Source organism: Methanobrevibacter sp., assembly GCF_017406825.1.
Taxonomy (GTDB): Archaea; Methanobacteriota; Methanobacteria; order Methanobacteriales; family Methanobacteriaceae; genus Methanocatella.
Map to the genome: position 1 here is coordinate 21102 of NZ_JAFQXT010000017.1, position 25150 is coordinate 46251.

The 25150-nt window shown below is 36.1% G+C and carries 25 protein-coding genes; 7 read left to right on the forward strand and 18 right to left on the reverse strand.

Features of this window, described 5'->3' with window-relative positions:
• The first annotated feature begins 13 nt into the window (after positions 1-13).
• Together comC and IJF99_RS02740 are read left to right on the forward strand one after the other, a co-directional pair.
• Positions 14-1042 carry an L-sulfolactate dehydrogenase gene (gene comC, locus IJF99_RS02735; RefSeq protein ID WP_292791770.1) on the forward strand — a complete coding sequence of 343 codons (1029 nt, stop codon included), beginning with the start codon at positions 14-16 and terminating at the stop codon, positions 1040-1042.
• A 206-nt stretch (positions 1043-1248) separates the two neighbouring features.
• The gene (locus IJF99_RS02740; RefSeq protein ID WP_292791773.1) at positions 1249-4065 is read left to right on the forward strand and encodes a hypothetical protein; all 2817 of its coding nucleotides are present in this window, start codon (positions 1249-1251) and stop codon (positions 4063-4065) included.
• A 43-nt stretch (positions 4066-4108) separates the two neighbouring features.
• Here IJF99_RS02740 and IJF99_RS02745 read toward each other — a convergent pair whose 3' ends face one another.
• Genes IJF99_RS02745 through IJF99_RS02765 form a run of 5 tightly spaced genes read right to left on the reverse strand, consistent with a single transcriptional unit; the run spans position 4109 to position 9192 of the window.
• On the reverse strand, positions 4109-5893 hold the full coding sequence (locus tag IJF99_RS02745; protein ID WP_292791776.1) for a DNA-directed DNA polymerase: 1785 nt from the start codon (positions 5891-5893) through the stop codon (positions 4109-4111).
• The gene (locus IJF99_RS02750; RefSeq protein ID WP_292791779.1) at positions 5894-6916 is read right to left on the reverse strand and encodes an AI-2E family transporter; all 1023 of its coding nucleotides are present in this window, start codon (positions 6914-6916) and stop codon (positions 5894-5896) included.
• A 16-nt stretch (positions 6917-6932) separates the two neighbouring features.
• A complete protein-coding gene (locus IJF99_RS02755) occupies positions 6933-7730 on the reverse strand; it encodes a dihydroorotate dehydrogenase electron transfer subunit (protein WP_292791781.1) in 798 nt (265 codons plus the stop codon).
• Entirely contained in the window at positions 7720-8628 is a 909-nt protein-coding gene (locus IJF99_RS02760; protein WP_292791784.1) for a dihydroorotate dehydrogenase, read from the reverse strand. Before IJF99_RS02760 ends, IJF99_RS02755 begins: the two co-directional genes overlap by 11 nt.
• Positions 8629-8652: 24 nt before the next feature.
• Entirely contained in the window at positions 8653-9192 is a 540-nt protein-coding gene (locus tag IJF99_RS02765; protein WP_292791787.1) for a glycosyl transferase, read from the reverse strand.
• 64 nt (positions 9193-9256) lie between these two features.
• Here IJF99_RS02765 and IJF99_RS02770 point away from each other — a divergent pair, with 64 nt between their 5' ends.
• Entirely contained in the window at positions 9257-10408 is a 1152-nt protein-coding gene (locus IJF99_RS02770; protein ID WP_292791790.1) for an ATP-binding protein, read from the forward strand.
• A gap of 3 nt (positions 10409-10411) precedes the next feature.
• Positions 10412-11053 carry a fibrillarin-like rRNA/tRNA 2'-O-methyltransferase gene (locus tag IJF99_RS02775; protein WP_292791793.1) on the forward strand — a complete coding sequence of 214 codons (642 nt, stop codon included), beginning with the start codon at positions 10412-10414 and terminating at the stop codon, positions 11051-11053.
• Positions 11054-11706: 653 nt separating this feature from the next.
• Here IJF99_RS02775 and IJF99_RS02780 read toward each other — a convergent pair.
• The 11 genes from IJF99_RS02780 to IJF99_RS02830 all read right to left on the reverse strand — a co-directional run bounded on the left by IJF99_RS02780 (position 11707) and on the right by IJF99_RS02830 (position 20283).
• Complete coding sequence (locus IJF99_RS02780; protein WP_292791796.1) at positions 11707-12351, reverse strand: phosphopantothenoylcysteine decarboxylase; 645 nt, start codon at positions 12349-12351, stop codon at positions 11707-11709.
• A gap of 1 nt (position 12352) precedes the next feature.
• Positions 12353-12862, reverse strand: coding sequence for a flavoprotein (locus IJF99_RS02785; protein WP_292791798.1), 510 nt, complete (start codon positions 12860-12862; stop codon positions 12353-12355).
• Positions 12863-12873: 11 nt separating this feature from the next.
• Positions 12874-13416: a hypothetical protein gene (locus IJF99_RS02790; protein ID WP_292791801.1), complete on the reverse strand. Its 543-nt coding sequence runs from the start codon at positions 13414-13416 to the stop codon at positions 12874-12876.
• A gap of 21 nt (positions 13417-13437) precedes the next feature.
• Positions 13438-14145: an endoglucanase gene (locus IJF99_RS02795; protein WP_292791804.1), complete on the reverse strand. Its 708-nt coding sequence runs from the start codon at positions 14143-14145 to the stop codon at positions 13438-13440.
• A gap of 61 nt (positions 14146-14206) precedes the next feature.
• Complete coding sequence (gene pheA / locus IJF99_RS02800; RefSeq protein ID WP_292791807.1) at positions 14207-15019, reverse strand: prephenate dehydratase; 813 nt, start codon at positions 15017-15019, stop codon at positions 14207-14209.
• 25 nt (positions 15020-15044) lie between these two features.
• Positions 15045-15845 (reverse strand): CBS domain-containing protein, encoded by an 801-nt coding sequence (locus IJF99_RS02805; protein WP_292791810.1) that lies wholly within the window; start codon positions 15843-15845, stop codon positions 15045-15047.
• A gap of 20 nt (positions 15846-15865) precedes the next feature.
• Entirely contained in the window at positions 15866-16804 is a 939-nt protein-coding gene (locus tag IJF99_RS02810; protein ID WP_292791813.1) for a CBS domain-containing protein, read from the reverse strand.
• A gap of 64 nt (positions 16805-16868) precedes the next feature.
• Positions 16869-17567 (reverse strand): 7-carboxy-7-deazaguanine synthase QueE, encoded by a 699-nt coding sequence (locus tag IJF99_RS02815; protein WP_366931244.1) that lies wholly within the window; start codon positions 17565-17567, stop codon positions 16869-16871.
• Positions 17567-18082, reverse strand: coding sequence for a 6-pyruvoyl tetrahydropterin synthase family protein (locus IJF99_RS02820; protein ID WP_292791819.1), 516 nt, complete (start codon positions 18080-18082; stop codon positions 17567-17569). The genes IJF99_RS02815 and IJF99_RS02820 overlap by 1 nt, the downstream gene beginning before the upstream one ends.
• Positions 18082-18672: a DUF366 family protein gene (locus tag IJF99_RS02825; RefSeq protein ID WP_292791822.1), complete on the reverse strand. Its 591-nt coding sequence runs from the start codon at positions 18670-18672 to the stop codon at positions 18082-18084. Before IJF99_RS02825 ends, IJF99_RS02820 begins: the two co-directional genes overlap by 1 nt.
• A gap of 372 nt (positions 18673-19044) precedes the next feature.
• On the reverse strand, positions 19045-20283 hold the full coding sequence (locus IJF99_RS02830; protein ID WP_292791825.1) for a hypothetical protein: 1239 nt from the start codon (positions 20281-20283) through the stop codon (positions 19045-19047).
• A gap of 302 nt (positions 20284-20585) precedes the next feature.
• Here IJF99_RS02830 and IJF99_RS02835 point away from each other — a divergent pair, with 302 nt between their 5' ends.
• The 3 genes from IJF99_RS02835 (at position 20586) to cas4 (ending at position 24169) form a co-directional block, all read left to right on the forward strand.
• A complete protein-coding gene (locus IJF99_RS02835; protein ID WP_292791828.1) occupies positions 20586-21659 on the forward strand; it encodes a DNA polymerase subunit beta in 1074 nt (357 codons plus the stop codon).
• Between the two features lie 101 nt (positions 21660-21760).
• Complete coding sequence (locus IJF99_RS02840) at positions 21761-23227, forward strand: sodium-dependent transporter (protein ID WP_292791831.1); 1467 nt, start codon at positions 21761-21763, stop codon at positions 23225-23227.
• A gap of 147 nt (positions 23228-23374) precedes the next feature.
• Entirely contained in the window at positions 23375-24169 is a 795-nt protein-coding gene (gene cas4, locus IJF99_RS02845; protein WP_292791833.1) for a CRISPR-associated protein Cas4, read from the forward strand.
• A gap of 53 nt (positions 24170-24222) precedes the next feature.
• Here cas4 and IJF99_RS02850 read toward each other — a convergent pair whose 3' ends face one another.
• Both IJF99_RS02850 and IJF99_RS02855 read right to left on the reverse strand, forming a co-directional pair.
• Positions 24223-24882: a DUF5612 domain-containing protein gene (locus IJF99_RS02850; protein WP_292791835.1), complete on the reverse strand. Its 660-nt coding sequence runs from the start codon at positions 24880-24882 to the stop codon at positions 24223-24225.
• Between the two features lies 1 nt (position 24883).
• Positions 24884-25138, reverse strand: a complete 255-nt coding sequence (locus IJF99_RS02855; RefSeq protein ID WP_292791838.1) for an energy-converting hydrogenase B subunit P — start codon at positions 25136-25138, stop codon at positions 24884-24886.
• Positions 25139-25150: the final 12 nt, after the last annotated feature.

Sequence of the window (25150 nt, forward strand, 5' to 3'; positions counted from 1 at the left end):
AGGGAGTGAAATCATGAAGATAATGAAAGATAAGGAAATGGCTCTTGTAAAAGAGATATTGGCTAAGCTTGGAGCCAGCGAAGAAGATCAGGAACTTGTTGCAGAAGCAACAGTGGATGCGGATTTGAAAGGATTTACATCACATGGGCTTGGAAGATTCCCACAATACCTAATTAGTATCAAAGCAGGCACAATCAATCTGGAAGACAATATCGCTATCGAAAAAGAAACCCCTGCCATTGCATTAATCAACGGTAACAGCGGATTTGGACAAGCGGTATCATATAAGGCGATGCAGATTGCAATTAAAAAAGCCAAGGAAGTTGGTATTGCATGTGTTGGAGTTCACAATTCCAATCACTTCGGAGTTACCGGATTTTACTCAGATTTGGCATTAAGGGAAAACTGTATTGGACTTGTCCTTGCAAATACAGACCCTGCCATTGCTCCGTTAGGCGGTAAAAATGCATTAATCGGGACCAACCCTCTTGCATTGGGCATACCTTCCGATTCATACATCACTGTGGATATGGCGACTTCAGTTACTGCCCGTGGAAAAATAATCGAATCAAAAAGAAAAGGACTTGATTTGCCTGACGGTTGGGCATTAGACGAAAATGGAACCCCGACAAATGACCCTGAAGCAGCACTTAAAGGATCCATTTTGCCATTTGGAGGATTTAAGGGATACGCATTAGCTTTATTGATTGAAATCTTAACCGGTCCATTGGTACAGGCAGGATACGGCCTTGGAGTATCCGGTACAGCTTCACCAGATAAGGACTGTACAAAAGGGGATTTATATGTTGTAATCGACCCTTCCAAATTTGGTGACTTTGATGAATTCAAAGCAAATACCGAAGACTTCATCTCACAAGTCAGGGCAACCGGTGAAACCGTAGCCATTCCGGGAGATTTGGAAGTAAAAAGAATTGCTGAAGCGGAAGCCAATGGTGTGGCAATCGATGAAAAATTATACGAACAATTAAAAGGAATCTGTGATGATTTAGATATTGACATAGATTCTTATGTTGAAGAATAACCACTATTCTTCACAAACTCTTTTTTTAACATTTAATGCACTATTTTTTACCCATTTTTCATGAACATTTTAAAAAATATCTGAATCTTTTTAAAGCATATGTTAAAATAAACAAACCTTTAAATGTTAAAAAAAATTAATATCTTAATATCAAATTCCGAATTTTAGAATATTATAAATTATTCAATAAGGGAGGATAAAAATTTATGAAACTTAAAAATTCATATGTCTTATTAATGGTAATGGCAATATTCCTATTGATAAGCATAGGTTCTGTATGCGCTAGTGATGATGTCGCTGCAGATGATGATGCAGCGCTAACAAGTACAGAAACCAATATTATTCTTGTAAATGAGAGTGGTGGCAATGGGGATTCCATTCAAGAAAAGACAAATACAACTATTGATGCTCAAAACAATACAAAATATCATGAAGATGATAATGACAAAAACATATCCGTTTCTGTTAAAGACAATGCAAGCAATGTGCTTGAAATAACAAAAAGTAATTTAACAGTTACTGAAAACAACAAAAGCATCAGTTTTGATTATAATAACTCAATAATTACAATAAAAGACAAACTATCAGTTGGGGAACATAACTTATTGATTAGTTACTTGGGCAATGCAAATTACACCAATTCATCAATACTGATTTCTCTAAAAATATATACTAACAATACATTGGACGTTCCTACAGTAGTGGACACCAATGCTACAAGTGTGGAAATACCAATTAACTTAACAAACGGTATAGATGATAATACCGGCCTTATGAACAGTTCAAATACCAACATTACTTATGGGGAGAATAACGTACCCCTTACAGATTGGGAAATTTCCGGTAATGTCCTGACCGTCAATAACATAACCACAGTTCCTACAACCTTAACTATTAACTATACTGAAAACGGCATTTCAATCATTAAAAAGATTACAGTTAAAAATAGAACTCAATTTGTTATAAATCCAACAGTGATCAATATTACTGAAGGGCAAAATGCCACCTTCACAGTAACTGTTTATGGAGCAGATGGACAAAAAATTTATATTGTTAACAAAAATTTAACCATTACAAAAACTGGATTTGAAAACAAATTCAATAACGAAACCGGTGAATTGACATTGCTTAATATGACAAAGGGTATTTACAATTTAACCGTTACATTCAAAGGCAACGATGTTAACAATACCTCTCACGCTACAGTCTTAATCAATGTTCACGGTGCGGCGGAAATCAATACGAACGGCACTGCAATTGATGTCAATTCCACTAAAAAAGGCGAAATTCAAATTATCAATATCACCAATGGTGTAGACACTTTTGATTTCAATAAGGACGACTTGAATATTACCGTATTCTACAAAGATGGAAACGAAACCAAAAACATTACTGTTAGTGAATGGGACTTGGTCAACTCCACAATTTCCTTTACTCTTGAAAATGCAAATTTCACTACCGCCACAATGATCATTGATTATAAAAATGGCAATGCAACAAAGAATATTACTATAAATAGAATATTCAACGTTAGAATCGAAATTATCAATACAGTCAATGAGTATCAGAACGGCAACTTTACATTCAGATTAGTTGATGAGGACGATGAGGAAACTCCTCTAAAAGGTAAAACATTATCCTTATTGCTAAAAGGAAATATTTCAGTCGGACACTCTGCAACCACCAATGATGAAGGTATCGCTTCATTTAAAACTAGTAATTTATACATATTTGATCAAAGTGGTGGCGGATTCAGCATGAAACAGTTAGAAGTTGGAAACTACAGCGTTGAATTAAGTACCAGCGGAAATCTAAAATCCGAGAAAGTCACTACCAATTTAACTATTGTCCCTGCTAACATCATAATCACTATTGACCCGTACAAAGAATACTACGGCAGCGACAAAAAAGTTAAAATTACCGTAACTAATGCAAACAACGGCGAAGCAGTTCCTGGCATCATTCTTCACTTATACATGCCGCAGACTTCTGGAAAAGATTACTACTTCCAGACCAATTCCAACGGAACCAGTGAAATCGGCGTTAGCGGATTGGTTGGTGGAGAATATGATGTAACCGTAAGCAACAATGACACTAAAAACATAAACAACACTTCCGCTAAAACCAAAATTACAATTGTTCAAAAACCTGTTGTAATCTCACTTACAAGCAGCTTGACAATTTATTTCAACAGCGGAACTACCGCAACTATCAAAGTTACCGACAAATCAACAGGTAAACCGGTGGCAGGAGCAATCGTGCTAGTGCAAATTGATGGTGATTCCAAAAAGACTTATCTTTTCCAAACCAACAATAAAGGAACATTCTCCTTTGCAGCATCCTTAACTGTTGGAAAACATAAGCTAGTCATAAGTACAGCAGACACAAGATACAAAGGAAGCACAGTCACAAAAACAATTACCGTTAAAAAGGCCAGTGCAACCATCAAAGCGCCGAAAGTAACTGATTACTATAAAGGTGTCAAATACCTGACTGTGAAATTAACAAACTCCAAAACTAAAAAAGCGATTTATGATGCAAAACTCAACATCAAAATCTATGTAACCAACAACAAATACTACAACTATAACGGCAACACCGGATCAAACGGTCAAATAAAATTATTGCTTAACACTTTGAAACCGGGAACATATAAAGTTGAAGTGGCAGGTGCAAATTCCAAAGCATTTACCGCTAAGAAAGTTACATCAAAAATTGTAATCAAAAAGGCTCCAACAAAATTAATTCCTAAGAAATTGACTGCTAAAAAAGGAGCTAAAAAATACTTCAAGGTCACTGTTAAAAACAAAAAGACCAAAAAAGTAATTGCAGGAGTTAAAGTTAAAATTAAAGTTTATACAGGTAAAAAAGCAAAAACCTATACTGCTAAAACCAATTCAAAAGGTATTGCACAAATCTGTACAAACAAATTAAAAGTTGGAACACACAAAGTAGTTGTTACATCCGCTAACAAATACTGTACTGCTAAACAAGCAAAATCAACTATTAAAATTAAAAAATAAGGGAAAATCAATTTTCTCTTAACCCTTTTCTTTTTTTAAAAAATTAATCTTTTTTATACTTGGCGTAAAACCCGTCAGTGTCTGCATATATTGTGTAGAAACCGAATTCTTCCGCTTTTTTTATAGATGATTTGATGTATTGCCTGCCCCATGAAGTAATGGCCTTTGCACATTCAAATGAATACCATCTGAATCGCGGAAAACCATATATCCCATACATGGTATTTGCAAGTCGTTTGATAGCCTGCTGCTGTACATCTAAAGCCTTTTTCTCAGTTTCATCAGTGGATGCCTTCATTTCACGTTTGATTCTGAATCTTTCCTGCAGAATCTTATCTATGACGGATGGAATGAATCCCTGAGGGGATTTCTTAAATTTGACACCGTGTTCTGGAGAAATGTTATAATCCTCCTCGTTTTCAACATCACCCAATGTCATCACATCGGGGGATATGTTTTTAGAAATGATTATGCTCGGGTACAGGCTTCTGAAATCGAATTGCACAAGATTCTCATGAAGTCCCTTTTCAGGTTCCCTTACATATCCGCCTTCATTGTCTTCGGCAGAAGCCCGGTCGGCGAAATTTGATCCCTGCTTATTCGGAACAACTTCATCATCAAAATATGCCTGTTTTACCAAAAACCATTCGGCCTGTTGTCCTGTGGCCATACGGGACACATCGAATAGCGGTTGGCCTATGATACGGGTGAGCTCTAAATTGAGCGGCAATGTCTGTTCGGCAATTTTTAAAGTTGAAATGACATCGTCAAGCGAATAATCAAACAATGTATCCCGCTCTTCGCCGCCGTTATCCCAGAACTCCCATATCCTATCTCCTGGAACATCAATTTTTTCTTCTCCAAATAACTCATAGTAAACTCTTTCAAGAGTGTACCTGTCCAATGTCATATATCTTCTCATGACAAGATATAAATCAACATGAATCAATCCCTTAAATGATGCCGCGTTTGCATATCCTCTGCGAATGAATCTGATATCTGAATCATCCATTCCAATATCCAAATCGACACCCAATATCTTTGCACGGTCCTTTAGATATGGGAAATCGAAATTGTCCGAGTTGTAACCGACAATGATATCCACATTATTGTCCTTGATTATCTTTACAAATTCCTCAATCATTTCCTTTTCGGACGCCACCTGTTTTACAAAATCGTCCCTATCTTTGGAATTTGTTTTTGTTGAAATGACCTGGTTTATGCCGAAGTTGCTCGCCACACCGATCATGATGATTTCGTCTTCAGCAGAATCGGGCATTCCATGAGGATTTCTTACTTCCAAATCAAAGCTCAATATTCTGAAATGTTGAGGATAATCCGCTATTCGTTCTAATCTTTCTGTTAATTTAATTATTTCAATATCCTGTTTTGCTGAATCCAAATCCAGAAACTTATCCAGTTTTTCTCCGATTGCAATGACTTCAGTCATTGGAATCACATCACGGTCCATCAGATATCTTCTGTAGAATGGAATATCGAATTCCCTAATCTGAATGACGCTCTCCAAATCCCTTAAGGCATCACGGTTTTTGGCCAGTTCCTGAGGATGCTTGAATGTGACTTTGATAAATTCGCTTTCAACCTGAAAATCCTTTTTTACTACCCTTTCGATATTGACAACATCGAGATTGTCTTCAATTTCGGATATGCATTCCTCGATATCGTCCGAAACAACATAGAGGTAGGGTTCAAAAGTGTCATCTATCAGGATTATGTTCTTATCGCCGTCCTTTGAAAACAATCTGATTACCGGTTTATCTTCATAGGTTACGTAATCTATGTCCAAAATCACAACATTTCTCTGCATTTATTCATCACCCGGGATAAACTCCTTTCTGTAATTATCAAGAACTGCATAAGTTATTCCTAAAATTAAAGGACCCACTATAAAACCGACAATTCCGTAAACAAGAGGCCCTGATAAGAATCCGATTAACAGGATTAATGGATGGATATCTGCATAATGGCTTGATAATGCCGGTCTGATGTACATATCCACAGTACTTAAGAAAAATCCGAAAAGCAGAACCACGATTGCCCTTGGGTAATTGCCTGAAAGGACATCGATGAAAAATAGAATCCAATAAATTGGCCATGGCCCGAATACAGGAATCAGCTGTAGAATGCCTGTAATAACACCTAGAAATACTCCATATGGATATCCCAGTACAGTATAACCTATCGCAGCAAATATTCCTATTATTACGGATGTCAGGAAGTGTCCGTAGAATATGCTTCTTAAAACATCCTTGATCGCTTCAATGGTGGTGTCGAAGAAATGTTTTGAATCCGCAGGAACAAATGACATGATGAAGTTCAGACATTTATCCCCGTCACGGGCAAAGTAAAACACTGAACAGAATAGGATAAACAAGTCTAGAACAATATTCATCAGACTGCTTAAGAATTTAACAAGATAATTTAAGATATAGCCTCCAATTTCCTGAATGGATGAAGAAATGGATGCGGATAATGAATGCACATCCAGGTTTAAAGGAATATATGTGGTTATTGCGGTTATGGAACTGCTGACATCAGCATAAGTATTGGATGCCAAAATCAAAGATACCAATCCCACCAGTTCTATTGCAATATAGGCAAATAATATGATTAAAGGAATTAAAACAATTATCATTGCAAGAATAATTGAAATGGAATTGTACTTTAATTTGGATTGGATGTTGCGGGCTACCGGACGAACACCATAAGCAAGTATTGCGCCTAAAACCACCATATTTAAGACTGGGAACATGAAAATCAGTGAAACGATTAATAAGAATATCACCAATAAAAGTGGCGGGGTCAAGTGCTTTTCAATATTTATTCCCATTTCATCAATCCCTAATTTAGTATTTTACACCGGAAGCGTCTCTTCTGTATTTGGCAAATTCTGTGATCTTTTCTATCTTATCGTTTTCAAAAACAGGCCCTTCCACACATATTCTCCATCCCTCGCTGTCGACACAGCACTGGCCACACACTCCAAGTGCGCATTTCATATATCTTTCAAGAGAATACTGGCCGGGTATTGAAGAAGATTCAAGGATTTCAAATATTCCCTTCATCATTATTTCAGGACCGCATACAAATGCATAATCGTAAGTTGAACTTTCAAGCAAACCGCTTAGACAATCTGTCGCAAATCCTTTGAATCCGAAACTTCCGTCATCAGTGCATGCATGAACATCAACACCGGATTTTTCCAAAGAGTCTATGAACAGCAATTCGTCCTTTGTTTGAGCAGCGGAAATGACTTCAACCTCATTACTTTTGGCCAAATCGGTTGCAATAGCATTGACAGGAGCCATACCCACTCCACCCCCTATTGCGATAATCCGTTTGTCCTTGAAAGTATTGTCAAAACCGTTGCCGTAACTGCCTCTGACACCTATCAGGTCTCCGGCTTCAAGTTCATGGAGCTGGGAAGTGAATTCCCCGATATTCTTTACGGTTATTGCAAGTTCGTCATCATTAATCTGTGATATGGACATTGGCTTTTCATTTTTGAAATTCCAAATCATTAGAAACTCGCCGGGATTAGGTTTTCCGAGTTTATCAAAATCCCAATTGAATTTGAATGTCTTGATTGTAGGAGTTTCAGTGATTATTTCTTTAATTTCAACGATTTTTGGCTCATTGATCATGTGCAATCCCCACCATTTCGTCAATTGAATTATAACCTTTTTCCGCCATGAAAGTTTCCAGGCCACTGTTGATTTTACTGAACACGTCTACACCTTCATCCATGATTGCTGTACCGATCTGGACCGCGCGGGCTCCGGCGAAAATGAATTCCACAACATCTTCATAAGTGTATACTCCTCCTACACCGATCAGAGGTATGTCAACAGCCTCATAAACCGAATACACATTGCGTATTGCAATTGGCTTGATGGCTTTGCCGCTCATTCCGCCAAATCTATTTGACAAAACAGGCTTTGCAACATCAATATTGATTTTCATCCCAGGACCTAAAGTGTTGATTAAGGAAATGCAATCGGCACCTGCATCTTCACAGGTTTTTGCAATTTCGGTTATGTCCGTTACATTAGGGGTTAATTTGGCAATTATAGGCACATCTGCCGCATCTTTAGAAGCTGAAACGATTGTATGGGACAAATCGCAGCTCTGACCAATGGATGCGCCATAACCGTCCATCGCATGAGGGCAAGAGATATTCAGCTCAATCATGTCGACAAGGCCCTGCACTTCACTGACAAGTGTTGAAAATTCGTCCGGTGTTGCACCGTAAATTGAAGCGATGACAACATTGTTTTCCCTTTCGATTTTCTTCAGTTCCTCTTTGAAATTTTCAACACCCGGATTTGAAAGGCCTATTGCATTGAGGATTCCCCCATCGACGGCAACTGTTGTAGGGTTGACATATCCCGGATGAGGATTTAGTGAAAATGACTTGGATACAACTCCTCCTGCACCGGATTTTAAAATCCAGTTCATTGATGAAGCATTGCTTCCCATAATGCCTGCCGCCAGCATCAAAGGATTTCGAAATTCCACTCCGCAAATATTTGTTTTCAACATAATATCAACTTTGTATTTAATTGTTTAACTAGTTTTTGTAAATTTATCAATTATTTCCTGATATTTTTCGTTTTGTAGTTTTAAACTGATAATATTGGTTTTATTGGATTTCACCATTTCTTCATTGGCTTTGGTTAGATTATTTATTATTTCATCCTGCTTTTCGATGATTGAATCCTTTTGGGACAGCAAATCATCATAGGTTTTAGAGATTTTTCTAAGCTGTATTTCCAGCTCTTCAGAGTTTGACTTGACCTGAACCTTATAATCGTCAATCAATGACCTCAAATATCTGACCTGATCCTGTTTGTCCTCTATGATTTCATCCTTTTGCTTGATGTTTTCCTGCAAGTCATCCAATTCCTTAATGTGTGCCTTATCGTAATCTATCTTAGTGTCAAGCTTATCTTCCAAATTCTTCTTTTCATATTTGAGCTTGGTGGAGTACAGCTTCAGCTTGTTGATCTCCTCATTTTTCGCATCCAACTCCATCGACAACTCATCGATTTCCGCATTTTTGAGTTCAATCTCATTTTTCAAATCTCTAAAACTTTGCTTTGACATAATATTAATAGTTTAAATTTCATCATAAAAATACTTATTAAAAATAAAATGAATAAATTATTGCATGGAATGTTATATTACTTATTGTGTCAAAGGATTCTATGCTTTTAATGATGAAAATGAGCTGATTTGTGAGAAATTATTTCCCGAAGATGAGATAATCAACAGACTGGCTGAAATTGATGACAAACAAATTGTAAAAGAGGAATTGGACATCATCAACGAAGTCGATGCATCTTATGATAAAATCATAATTGAATCAAATAAAAGATTATCCGATTATGACAGCGATAAAATCAGCATCCAAACCCCAAATCAGGCAGGAGAGTATTTGAGAAGCAATTATGAGAAGTTTGGTTTGGACGATGATGAATTGAGCAATATCTATCAGAATTTTGCAATATATAAAATCAAGAAGGAATCTGCAAGCGAAGACAGGCATCTGATTCAGGCCGTCAATTCCATTGATGAGATTGATGAAAGCATTTCCAAATTGATTGAGAGAATTCGCGAATGGTATGCATTGTATTTTCCTGAAATGGACGTTATCAAAAACAATGAAACCTACATCAAACTAATCTCCCAAAACAAGACAAAAGAAGAAATTTTAAAAGCAAAGCCTGAAGCATTCCCGCAGGATATTATTGATTTGGAGGAGGACATCAATCCATTAGACTTGGAAATAATGAATGATTATGCAAAATCCATCTATGAACTCCAAAAATCAAGGAAAAATATTGAAGAGTATATTGACAATAAGATGGAAAGCATTGCACCGAATTTAAGGTTATTGGTCGGATCCACATTAGGCGCCAAATTAATATCACATGCCGGAGGAATTAAAAGGCTTGCGATGTATCCTTCAAGTACCGTTCAGATAATGGGTGCTGAAAAAGCGTTGTTCAGGCATTTGAAAAGCGGAGACAGACCTCCCAAATATGGTCTGATTTATCAGCATCCCCAAGTCCGTGGCGCAAAATGGTGGAATCGTGGGAAAATAGCCCGGATGTTGGCCGGCAAAATATCCCTGGCCGTGAGACGGGACGTATTTACTAAAACTATCGGTGAGAATGTTGCTGAAGAGTTTAAGCAGAAAGTTGAAGAAATAGAAAAAAGCAATCCTTTTCCAACTAAAACAACCAAAAAACGAAAAGAAGAAAACTCAAAAGGGAAAAATAAGAAGAGAAAAGGTAAGAAAAAAAGGAAGAGGAGATAGGTCATGAAAGTTTATTTTAAAGATGGAAATGTTGCAACCAAAAATTTAACTCCAGGGATATCAGTTTATGGTGAAGAATTAATTCGAGAGGATGAAGAATATAGAATTTGGAATCCCCGACGTTCAAAATTGGCAGCAGCTCTCTTAAATGGATTGGAAAATTTGGAGCTTGAGGACACCTCAAAAGTCCTATACCTTGGTGCTTCAACCGGGACAACTGTTTCACATATTTCAGACATTGTAATCAATGGTAGAGTATATGCCGTTGAGTTTTCACCCACCACGGCTAAAAAATTAGTGCAACTTTCACGCCAAAGGCTTAATATTGCTCCGATTTTAGGTGATGCAACCAAACCTAAAGGATATCTGAATATAGTCGAAAAATCGGATTTGGTATACTGCGATGTCGCCCAACCGACACAGACAGAACTGTTCATGAGAAACATGAATTTGTTTGGAAAGGATAATGGTTTAGGTCTTTTAATGATTAAAGCCAGAAGTATTGATGTTGTACAAAAGCCTAAAAAGGTTTTCAAGGAACAAGAACAGAAATTGAAAGAGAAAGGTTTTAAAATTATTGAAAAAGTGAAACTGGAACCTTACGAAAAAGACCATATTGCATTGCTTGTAGAAAAAAATTTTTAAAAAAAATACATAGTTTTCACAACAGAATTTGTAAAAAAAATGGCTGTGAGAAACTTAAAAAATTACTACAAAAAACGCGAAAAAGTATTACTTAGATACCTTTTTATACTATGAAATTAAAAATAATAAATGCTAATGCAAATAAAATAAAAGTTCATTGAAACGGCCTTTAGGTTGATTCACTCTATTAATCACTCCATTTAACTCTAGCCTAAAGGCATGAACTTATTTTTTAAAATAACTGATTTTAAAAAAACTTTTTTTTCGAGATTGATTTAAAGCATTTTAATCAAAAAAGTATTACTCAAATGAGCTTATTATTGCCTATGGATTTGTGGATTTTACCAAAAATTTAAACTGTTTGAACTTAAGGCATGAAGTTAGTTTTACACCAACTATAAAATTACAATCAAAAAACAAAATTAGTATAGAAATATTATGATGAAATAGGCCATCCACAAATTAATTTAGTCATGCCAAATTTTTTTAACACATGCAACGGAGAGGTTGGAAAATTAATTCAATTATATGGATTTTAAACCTGATAAAATTAATATCTGCACAATGAACTTATCAAATAATTATGCATAAATTAAATAAAAATAATATGTTAGAAAAAAATAAACCAATCTTGATGGGATAGATAGATGAACTTATAATTTTTTGGAGATTACATCAAATATGCATTTTGCAATTTCCCTTTTCGAAGCCAAAGGTATTGTTAAAACATCCTCATCGACAAGCAACACCTCATTCTTATCCGATCCGAAATGACAATTGTCATTGGAAATGTCATTTGCCACCACCAAGTCAGTACCGGCATTTTCAATCTGTCTTCGGGCACATTCAATCATTTCAGATTTTGAAATATTGAACTCCGCCTTGAACCCGACCAAAAATATATCCGGATTGATTTTTTTAATCTGACGGATAATCTTTGTTGTTGGCTTCAGGTTTAAAAACAGCGAACTTGAAGAATCGATTTTATTGTCGGATTTCTTTCGAAACTCAAAATCAGAAACCGCAGCTGCAGATATGAAAATGTCAAAATCGGATATTAAATCTAAAATCACATCATTCATCTCATTGCTGGTTTCAACATGAATGACATTAAAAACAGATGGAATCTCAACACTGACCTTGGCTACGACTAATGTCAAGTCAGCACCGCGGATATATGCTTCACGAGCAAGAGCCAATCCCATCTTACCTGAGGATTTGTTTGTAATACCCCTTACAGAATCAATGGGCTCATAAGTCCCCCCAAGACTTATTAAAATCTTTTTGCCTTTAATCATATCAATCTTTATTTAAATTAATGGTTCTTAATGATTCAAGAACAATGTCCTCTTTAGCGGGGAATTTCGCCTTGCCTTCATCCATTCTAGGCTTAATGAAAGATGCTGAACCTTCTTTTTTGATTTTATCAATGTTTTCTTTAATTGCCTCATACATTGAATCATGCATTGATGGAACAAAAATAATCGGAGTATTATGACCTTGAGCGGTAATCAATAAGGTTGAGATAGGATTATCCGCAATTTTATAAGCAAATTTGGAAATCGTATTGGCAGTGGCAGGAGCTACAAGAATTAAATCCTCCTGTGCATACTTGACATGCTCGATCTTTCCGGTTAACTTAGTTACAACTTCATGGCCTGTTGCAAATTCCATGGCATTCGGATGAATGATTTCACAAGCCGAATCACTCATGAAACATTTAACCTCCTCACCTTCTCTTCTAAGTTCACGTGCCAATTTAATAGATTCAGTAGCTGCAATGCTGCCTGTAACACATAATATGATCATAAAAAAACACCTTAAGTGATTTGAATATCTGATATAATGTAATCAAATACATATAGATTTTCTTCAAACTGGTCCTGTGGAGCACTGTATAATAAAACATATGCCTGACCACCTTTTTCAAACCAAACAGCCTTATGTTCACGTTCTGTTCCATTGTCATTAGAAATATAGATGTATTCCAATGAAGTCCTATCGCCAATGACAGATTCACCGGAAGAAAGTAAAGTGAATGTCTTATCGTGCTGCATGGATTTATAAGAAGTGTTTACAAATGAATAAAATTCCCCTTCAATAGGTTTTTTCTCGATGTTGATATTGACCTGACCTACGCCTGCAACATCGATTGAATCCAATTTGGAGATTGCCATTATAGAATAATTTGAGGTTGCCTGGGAATAACCCCAATCTGAAGGGTAATGAATAACCAAACCTCCTTTAGATAAAGTTTGGATAGTGGTAGGCTCTTCAGAATTAGTATCTGCACTAACACTGGCTATTAAAAATGCAATCAGGATGATTGTAATAATGCTTCCCCTTAAAATTTTACCTTTCATAATATCACCTTAAAATGGAAATTATCCCTCATCGCTTCCGCCTCCATCGTCACTTCCTCCGCCGTCATCGCTTCCACCTCCATCATCTGGAGAAGGAGAAGGTGTAGGAGTGACATCACTACTTGAATCTGAACCGGAATCAGATGATGAATCATCCGTATCAGTTGTATCCGTAGTGGTTTCCGTTGTGGTTTCAATTTCCTCTTCAACGGTCTGGTTATCATCTACAGTGACATTTTTCTGAGTATCATTTACAACGGCTACAATTTCAGGGAACGCCGTATCTTCAACAATGGCAACCACACTGGTATCCGCAATTGTTTCGGTATCCAGATTAAATATACCATATGCGACACCCGCCGTGAATGCAATAACCAGAACCAATATCGCTACAAATCTGAAAGTGCCACCGCTCATTGATGACTTTTTCTGTTTATTATAATTAGCATCTTCCTTTTTAGGATTAATAATATATTTCTGAACCAAGTCTTGTTCTTGTTTTTTCTTATTTCTGGTAGGTTTACTTCTCTTTTTATCGTTTTTAGGAGCATTTGGTTTGCCCTGCATAGATCTGATTCTTCTGGTCGCTTCCAATGCATCAATAGAATTGAGCTTGTCTTCATATTTGGAACGGAAGTATCTATACTTTTCAGGTGAAATTTTGCCAGATTTGTAATCTGATTCTAAACTGCTCATTATCTGAAGAAGTTTGTCTCTTTCTTCTGTCATGCCTACCCTCCCCGAAAATATTATAATGTAAATTATATTTAAACATTAATTTAAATGTTACTTAAAATTCGGGAAATGACCCCAAAACTTTTAAAAAATAAGTATTTTCTTCAATTTCATTAAGTATATTCTTAATTATCTCATCATTTATATGGCCATTAAAGTCTACAAAGAAGAGATATTTGCCCAAGCCTTTTTTGGAAGGCCTTGATTCAATTTTTGTCAGGTTGATGTTGTTTTTCTGGAAAATTCCCAAAATATTATATAATCCTCCAGGGCGGTCTTCATAAATTGAAAAGATGATTGAAGTCTTGTCTTTTCCAGTCGGCTCATGAGCCTCATTTGAAACGACTACGAATCTTGTTTCATTGTTATCCGTATCCTGAATATTCGCTTCAAGAATCTCCAATCCATATAATTCAGCGGCTTTGCGGTTTCCGATTGCCGCTTTGGATTTGTCCCCTACAATATTTTTTGCGGCATTGGCTGTGCTTACCGCATAATGAGGCTGAATCCTATTCCTGTTAATGAATTCCTGGCATTGAGCTATTGCCTGGGAATGGGAATAAACATCTTCAATATCCTCAAGCTTGCATCCGGGATTGACAATCAGATTCTGATTGATCGGAATGATGATTTCCTTATATATTTTTAAATCGAATTTATGTGCTAGCGAATCCAATGTTATTCCAACAGGTCCTTCGATTGAGTTTTCGATTGGAACCACGCCGAATTCCGTTTCATTATTGGCGACACTTTCCATTACGGCAGGTATTGTGCAGTATGGAATCAAGTCATCTCCTAAAATATTCGCAGCTTCATGAGTGAATGTTCCTTTTGGGCCTAAAAATGATATTGATGTTATATTAATCACTCCAAAAAAAAGAAAAAAGAGATATTTAAGATTCTAATTTTTCAATTAGTCTTAAAATATCAGTTTGTGTTATGATACCAACGACTTCACCATCCTCAACGACAGGCAATCCGTTATAACCGGTTTCCATCATGATTTTAGCCACTTCAGATATTGTAGCGTCCTTTGATGTGACTGTTGGATTAGAAGACATGATATATTCAACTAAAACCTCTTTTATTTGAGATTTTTGATATTTTTCCGGCACGGTTTTTCTAAAGTCGATGAATGCTCTCATCAAATCCTTGGAAGTTACCATACCCACCAGTTTTCCATCTTCGATGACAGGAACCCTACCTACATGGGCTTCCATCATTTGACGTCTTGCATGGATTAACCTATCAGTTGGTGAAACCGCTACCAAATCTTTGGTCATTATCTCTTTTACAGTTACTTTGTCAAAAGCAATTCCTACAGCAAGTGTAACAAAATCCGCCTTGGAAACTATTCCAACCATCTTGTCTTCGCTCATGACAGGAACAGATCCGATGCCTTTTTCCAACATGATTTTTGCCACTTCACCTAATTGCATTGTTTGAGGAACTGTACATACGTCTTTAACCATTACGGAGGAAATATGAAGTCTTGATGCAGGCATACTTTCATATTTTGAGGAACCGAGTTTAGCGGCAATATCCCTTTCAGAAATAATGCCCACCAATTCCTTATTGTTTACTACCGGCAAACGTGAAACATTGTTTTTGCGCAATAGCTTTAAAGCATCAGAAAGATTTTGATCTTTGTCTACGGTAATTATGTCCTCAGACATCAAATTCTTAATTTGCATATTATCATCCCCTATAAAGTTTAATATCTTTTAACTGCGTTTAATATGTCTCTTTCAGTGATGATTCCAATTACATCATCATTTTTAACAACCGGAACTCCACCAATATTTTCATCGGCAAAGAGCTGGCATAAGTCTCCAATAGTCATGGTTGCTTCGACTGTGATTGGGTCTTTGGCCATGATTTCTGAAATTTTTGTCTGTTCCAGCACATCGCTTGCCAAATTGGAATTCAGGTGGTCGAACAATTCTTTTGCATTCAAGTATCTGATGACGTCAGTGGAAGTTAGAATTCCCAATAATTTTTTAGCAGCTTTGGAGATATCGGCTTCGCCGCCGACAATCGGAATTCTTCTCAAACCGTTTCTAACCATGATTTTGCATGCGTCTCCTAAAGAAGTTCCAGGGGTTGTGGTAAATACTTTAGGACTCATATAATCCTGTACAATGTCTTTGCCTGCAACGCCTGCCAGGGATAAAGCAATATCCCTTTCAGTCACGATACCTGCAAGTTTTTCATCAGCATCGACAATAGGAATAGCTCCTAATTGATTAGCCAGCATCACTTCAAGAGTGTCCCCGATTGAAGCCTTGTTGGACACAGTGATTAAATTACGAGTCATGATTTCCTTTACTGGCTCGTTGATAGCTGCCAGGAAATTATCTTCGTATTTTTTCTCAATAATGTTGAATTTTTTTCCTCCACCAAAGAAATCTAATATATCCATTACGGTTACAATACCTAATAATTTTCCAGAACCAGGGTCAGTTATCGGCAATCTTCTAAATTCATGTTCCATCATTACTTTAGCAGTGTCCTTGATACTTTTTGAAGGAGGAATTGAAACCACGTCTCTGGTTGCAATAGCCATGATGTCTCCTTCCCTATCATGAACTTTGGTTTCACGTTCAACTGCGCCTGTGTTTGATTTTCTGTTAATAGATGTTTTATCTTTCATTTACACACCTCATTTACAATTGCCATCTCGAAAATAAAATCAGAATAAATATTAAAAACAAAATTCACTCGATATCCAAAATCTTATGGATTTGAGGAATGGTGGAAACTTCAAAATATTGCCCAACAACTTCGGAAAACTCAAATAATTTAAAATTAATGTCTTTCCATTCTCCCAATGGACTAGAAGGTTGGATAATTATTTTAAGGTTGCTTTTGTTTGAAATATTTTGTGATAATTTATCAACTACCTCTTTAAATGACTTTATTTTTGTTGATGGCAATATAACTACTTTACAATATACATTTATAGATTTTTTAATTAATAAATTTAATGATTTAATCTCATTAAAAAAAATGGAACTGTCAAAATCGCCATCAAAATGCTCCGGCAACTTTATATCCAAAGAAACGATGTCCAATTTCTCAATTAAGTCTATTTTCTCAGGCAAAGTTCCATTAGTTTCAAGCATGATTTTTAACTTGAAGTTTTTGCCGACCTCTGAAATGAATTCAGGGTATAGGCTAGGCTCACCTCCAGTAAATGAAATGGTTCTGCAATCAGGAGTCATGAGTTTTCTGATTTCCTCCGTCACTTCATTAGGAGTCATTAAGGTTCCTGATTTCTCGGATTTACTGTCATTGGTGTCGCAATAGTTACAATTCAAATTGCATCCCGCAAATCTGACAAAAATTTGTCTTTCACCTATCAGAAGACCTTCCCCCTGAAAGGATGAAAATATTTCAATGATTGGAGCTTTCATCATAACTCTTTCCTATATTCGGCACCCTGGCCGATTCCCTCATTTACGCAAACCGCCACATATTCAAGATTGTCATAAGTCTCGGATAACTTTTTGGCCAAAGTTTCCGCGAAAAACTTTGCCAACTCCTCAGCAGATGTATAAGGGAGCGGTAAAAACACACAATCAACGCCCGGAAGGGAATATCCCTTGCCGTCGATTTTAAAGTGAACTGAATGTTTCTTTTTCAAGTTAAAAATTGAATCGGTTTTCTTGTCAAAATCTTTAAATTCAATTAAATCATTATAAACGGGAATCAGCAATCTGTGATCCAGTTCGTCACAAATCGCCTTGGTATAACCTTTCACATCTTTAAAGTCAACTACAAATTCAAATTCGCCTGCCCTTTCCCCTTCGATTTCAACATCAACAAAGTAGGAATGCCCATGAATGTAGCCGCAGGATTCGTGGCCCGGAATCACGTGGGCTGAAGAGAATCTTAAATTTGATTGAATACCATTAACTAAAATTTTCATCATAACACCTTGGTTTTGCTTATGTCATTTTCAATAGTTTCCAGTTCGTCAATGAACCTATTGACAGTTTTGTTAATTAATTCCAATAAATTATCGTGATTAAATATTTGTTTATTATCAATTCTGATGTCAAATAAACCAATGGTTTCAACATCACCGGGAGTTCCTTTATCCTCTAAATTTAAGGCGAAATGTATTTTTGCAGAGCTTAATGAAATGCTTGCAATTGAAATGGACAACTTTCTGTCCTCAATGAAGATGTCGTCGCCTTCCCTTTTTGTCTGAACTCCATATTCTGCCAATATCTCTGTGAATATCATGACAAGAAGCCTTTGCCTTAGATAAGCCACCCTCATGTTTGGAGGCTGCTGGTCAAAGAATTCACAGATGAAATTTACCATATTGCTTGATTTGATTTCCAAACCGACATCGGCAAAATCCTTTAGGTTATCCGGAGTGATATTGACCGGACCAATCCATGTTATGATTGATGATCCGTAAATTCCAAACTCCTGAAATGCCCATGAAGGATTAATCTGGCTTCCATCATATTCAAATATTTCGTCAACATGCTTGTGAGTAATTGTCATGATATAACCTATAATAATTAAATTACCTATTAATATATAGTTAACAGTGTTTAAAAAAGTATCGTATCTGAATTGAAAAAAATAGTAGATGTTTGGACATTTACTTATGATTCGATTCAACCAAAAAAGCGAATTAATAATTGAATTAAGCATCAACTGTTTCCACTATGATTAGATGCAATTCAACGAATCATGAAAATATTTATATATCTTAACATGCCTAAATACAATTTGAAGATTGGAAGGTAAAAGCCAATATTGGCTCAGCCTACATGTCATTGTCACCGCTGGTGGCGACTTTCCATGAAATAAATATTTCATAGGTCAATTAGTTGGCTGTAGGTTCTTCAGTCTCTCATTCTACTTTTAAAATCATTTAAAGACTTCATCAATGTCCTTATTTTTAATCAAATCAATGAATTTAGAATCACCATGCTCTAAACTCTGAAAAATTGACCATGCAATCAAGTCAACAATCTGCAATCCCTTTTCTTTAATGGAATTGGCATGAGTTATGTTTATCAAATGACCCTCAGAATTATTGAGACTTGATGAAAATCTCTTATTGAAGTTGCGAATGTCTTCATGTTTGCTTTTGGACCTGTCAACAATGACACTGGTTGGTGAACTTACAACAATTTTTTCAAAAGTTTCGAAGAAATTGACTCCACCCCCATATTCTGCAGCATTGTTTATGAAATTGCTGTTGAATGTTATATTGGAGGGAGTTTGCCTGTAGTTTACACCCCCTCCATATAGACGCGCGGTGTTGTTTACAAAATAAGAGGTAAAAACACAATTGGTTGATGTATCCTTGAACGTTATTGCTCCGCCGTTTCCGTTTTCGGTGTCGATTTGTCCCAGAGCAGAGTTATTTATGAAATAACCTGTAAAGCTATTGTTATCTGTGGTATTGTAGAAAAACATTGCTCCGCCACAAGACTTTGCTATATTGAATCTGAAATCACTGTTGAACTTATTATTGTTTGATTTAAAGTAAAAAAAGATTCCTGCACCATAACTTGCGTTATTGTATCTGAATACACCTTCAAATCTGTTGTTTTCAGCAAAAGAGTAAAAGAAAATTCCCCCGCCACTGGCAGCTTTTGCGACATTATTGTAGAATTCTGCAGTGAAATTATTATTTGTGGATTTTCCTTTAATGTAAATTGCTCCACCACCTCTTTCTGCAGCATTTCCTTCATAATATCCATTTATTGAAGTATTAATTGTTTCATTGTTGAAATAGATTGCTCCACCATTATTTGCAGTATTGTTAATGAAAGTGGAGTTGATTTTAGAATTTTCAACAGCATTATTAATGTATATTGCCCCTCCTGAGCCAGAAGCCGTATTATTTATAAAAGTACAATTATCGACCATCGCTAAAGAAGCAAAATTTGCTGCTGAACCCTTAGACCCATTTGCATTGATTATATTAATATTTTTTAGTGTGACATTTGATCCTGTAAAAGTAAATATCCTCACTTGGCCTGAACCGTCTACAGTATGGCCTTGTCCATCAACAATATAATTATCTTTAGCAATTGTAAATCCATCAAAATCTTTATCAGATGATGGGTCAAACTTATAATTTTTATTTAATATCAATTGATTTTCGGACTCAATAATCAGGTTATTCAAATCAGTGAAATTGCCGACATCCGTTTCATCTGTAATGTTTCATCTGCAATCATATCGTAATCCTACATGGTAAAATTTATTTGATTACAATCGGCAGCGCCCACAGAACCTAAACTTATTAAGACAAAAAGAAAAAGCATTGTAGGAATTATTGCTGGTTTTATAGATATTCCCCCCATGATTATAAACAATTAAATATTATACAAATTTAATATAAATAAATATCATTTAATTATATAAAATACAAAATTAACTTAGGAGTTAATATTATGGAACAAGTAAGAACAAGAGATTTCATATACACAAGCGACGATTTATACTTCGCATCAACCAATTACATTCACCCTGAAGACAGAGTAATTTCATTTCTAAGATATATTCCCGATCCTGAAGGAGACCGTGAAAAAGACGGCAGAAGATATAGGAAAGTTGGTTCTGGGGAAGCATACGCTTATCTTAGAGAAAACCATCCTGATTATTTATATTTTTCTGATGTCACAAATGTTGAAATGATGGGTGTTCCCCTGGAAAAAGTTGAAAGAATAATCAAACCGGAAAAAAGGCTTTTAGGACTTAAAGAGACCTTTGAATCCGGAGGTGAAGTCAAAAACCCCGAACTCATTGCAAAGTTAATGGATGTCGCCGACTTCTTCCATTTCATGGCGGACATTCCATACGACCATTTGGGAATTTCAGGTTCGATCTTGCCGGGACTTCAAAAAAGTGACGTTTCAGACCTGGACTTTGTTGTCTACGGTCTTGACAATCACAGAAGGGCTATTGCCGCTTTCAAGGAACATAGGGGCAAGGAAGTTTATATTGAAGAGGTCGACAAACACATTACCGTTGAAGGAATCACCAACGATTACTGGGATTTCGTATACGACAAGAGAATGTTCGATGAAAGCCTGACCAAGGAGGAGTTCAGATGGTATGAAAACAGGAAAGCAAACAGGGGAACCATCAACGGCACATTATTTGACATTCTGGCCACAAAAGACTACGATGAAATTGAAGGCACATGGGGAGATACCGTTTACGAACCTCAGGGAATCGCCAAGATTGAATGTGACATTGTAAGTGCTCTTGGAGCATTTGACAACCCTTCACTCTACACTATCGAAAATGTGGAGATTATAGATGGAGTCGATGTCCCGCTAACTGAAGTCGTTTCATTTACACACACCTATGCCGGCGAAGTGATTGATGGAGAGCATGTAGTCGCAAAAGGAAAAGTGGAAAAGGTTATCGTTAATGGTGAATTCAGCCATTATCGTATAGTTGTTGGAACTACCCGTGAAGCGGTTGATGAATATTTAAAGCTTAAGGAAAGCCCTGCCTAAGACGAAATTATATTAAACCATCCCCATTAACCTCTTTTGAGAACAAATCATTTATCAATATTGATGACAAAAATATATTATAGTCTGAAATATGTGATATTATGAGTAGTTCAAAAAGATCGCAATGGAATAACAATATTGTATTTATCATGGCCATGATTAGTTCCGCCGTTGGACTTGGAAACATTTGGCGTTTCCCAAATGTATTGTACTCCAATGGTGGAGGGTCATTCATGATTCCGTATATCGTTTCCCTATTTCTCCTTGGAATCTCATTTGTTCTGGTGGAATATGCCGTCGGATATAAATTCAAAACATCACTTTCACGGATAGTTTATTCCATTAATAGCAAATTAGAACCGGTAGCATGGTTTATTTTATTAGTCGTATTCCTGATTACAACATATTATGTTTGTGTTGTGGGATGGGATTTGATTTATCTTGTTTTGAGTTTTACAAAAGCGTGGGGAGCCAATCCTGATTTATATTTCGCAAATCATGTTTTGCATGCAAATGATTCATTTGCAGGACTCGCAACTATAGTTCCAAATGTTCTTGTTTCAATATTTGTCATATGGATTGTCATATGGCTCATTGTTAAACGGGACTTGAATGATGGAATTGGAAAAGTCTGTAGAATATTATTGCCGATTTTATGCGCAATTGTAGTGATAATCGTTGCATTTTCACTGATGTTACCTGGCGCATCAATCGGTTATGCCCAAATATTCACCCCAGATTGGTCGGCGCTGACAAATCCTAATGTATGGTTAGCTGCATTTGGACAAATTGTGTTCTCATTAAGTTTGGGCATGGCAATTGCACTAACTTATGCCAGTTATTTGCCTGATGGAGCTAAATTAGTTGATAATGCTCTTGTTGTAGCATTTTCCAATTCCGGATTTGAAGTCTTTAACTCAATAGGAATATTTTCAATTTTAGGATTCATGACATTTACTTCCGGAATCCCATTCGATGAACTTGTTACAGAAGGAACCGGCCTTGCATTTGTTGTTTTTCCACAGGTATTTAATATAATGGGCAATTGGGCATATCTTATTGGCCCTTTATTCTTCCTATGCATATTGTTTGCTGGAATTACCTCCGCAATAGCCCTTTTAGAAGGAGTTGCCTATTCATTATCTGAAAAATTTGATGCAAGCCGTGAAAAGGCAGTTACTATAGCGTGCATTGCAGGATTTCTAATTTCATCCATCTTTGCAACAAGCGCCGGAAGCATGATTTTAGGAATATTTGACTCATTCTTAAATAACTTCGCATTATTGTTGGGAGTGCTTCTGGAATGCATAATATTCGGTTGGATTTACAAATTCGATGAATTGATTGCCACATTAAATCAATATTCCACTGTAAAAGTAGGCAAACTTTGGAAAATAGTAATTAAATACATCTTGCCTGTTTGTATCTTTTTCCTTTGGATGCAAGGAGTTTATTCCACATTAACAAGCGGAGATGTAAATAGCCTTATAGTTAGGATTATATTATGTATCGTGCTGATTATTGTTCCGGTTATCCTTTCAGTATTGCCTTCAAAAAGCAATTCATGATGCAAATAGTTAAATTGATAGTGGATAGCTAAATTATTAGCTATTTACTTTTTTTATTTTATTTAGAAAGATTTACGGTATTTATAACTTCTTAATTTAAATATTAGTAAGTTTAAACTAATAATTACAATTTTAAGAGGTTATGAGATGATAAAAGTTTCTTCAATTAAACAACATATGTACTGCCCACTGAAATTATATCACCAGATACATTTAGATTCAAAAGAAAACAAGGATTACCAGCTGGCAATTGAGATTAAAAAGCTTAAAATCGATGTTCAGGACTTGATTCAGAAAAATATGCGTAAAGTAAAAAAGGAAATGACAATTTCAGAAATCGAATGTATGCTGTCAGAAAACATTGACCAGTACATCAAAGGCACTGTCCAATCGATTAAAACAATGAATTTGGGACTTGAATCATCACAGATTAATGAAATAATTGAAAATGCATATTTCAGCATTAAAATGACCTCCTTAAAAACAAAACAGGCAATGACAATTCTTGATAAAAATGCTTTTGAAGTGATTGACATGTTCTTTCCAAATTCAATGTACTCCTATTTGATAAAAGATAAAGGGTTGGATATAATCGGAATCTGCGATAAGATTGAAATAAATGACGGAAGATATTACCCTATACTTCTTAAGAGCGGGACTCCACCTCTTAAAGGGGTTTGGGATCAGGATGCCATTGAACTGGCAGCATATGCCCTGTTAATTGAAGAGGAATTTGCAACCGACGTATACGTTGGTTTTGTGGATTATGAAAAAATAGGCGACAGGCGTCCGGTAGTAATGGATGTTGATTTGAGAAAGTCTTATTTCAATATAATTCGCGAAGTTAAGGAGATAATTGAAAATAAAAAGAAGCCTGATGTTAAAAAAAGCCCTAAAAAATGTGAAAAATGCGAATATAAAGATATTTGCTTAAAAAATTAAATAGTAAGGGAGTTAATTAATAACTCCCTATCCTATACGTCCATAAACATGAATCAATATTTAATATTGTCGCCTAAACGTTTAATATCAAAAACGGCCGTGTCTGCAATTGACATCACTGCAAGAACTCCTGCCTGAATAGGATCTGTAATTATCAAGTCGGCGTATTCGGTTACGCTTCCCGGCATATTCAGACAAATAACAACCAGGTTGCTTTCTTCCTTAACCTTTTTAACGGCTTTTGTGATTTCTCCACCCATAAGAGAACCTGCAAGAACCAAAGCACTCACACGAGGAAGTCTTGATATTGCTTCAATAGCTTCGGCTAAAGATTTTTCTCCAACTAATGGAATTGTATCTATGCTGATACGTTCCCCTCGTATATTATGCCTGTCTGCTTCGGTAATCGCACCCATAGCCACTTGGGATACCTGTGCCCCGCCACCGACAATGATTATACGCTTTCCGTAAATGTCAAGTTGTGAACCATGCAATTCCACTGATTTTACTGCTTCAATTGAATTCAAATCTGAAACCAACTCATCAATATCTTCAACATGTTCCAATTCCAGGTTAATGGAACCCATGTTATTTTTCTCAACGAAAAGATTGACATAACTGATATTGGCACCATGAGCAGTGATGACATCGGTAATGTCATCCAAAACTCCCATTTTCTCGTCAGATTTGATTGTTAAGGTATAATCAGTCATTTTATGGCCTTACTTTGTCTAGTTCAGCATGCGCTCTTTTCCACATGCTTAAATAATTATCGTCCTTTGTAACGGGAATCACTTCAAGACCCAATTCCTTATGTTCTTGAATCCATTCCTCATGAAATACAGGTATTTCTATTTTAATTGGTTCAGAGGTTTTATTTACAACAATCAGATTCCTGTAAGGAAAATCCCATTCGACAATATATCCTCCAAGACTTACCATATGATATGGCCTCATAACAAATTTCATAAATAATTCCTC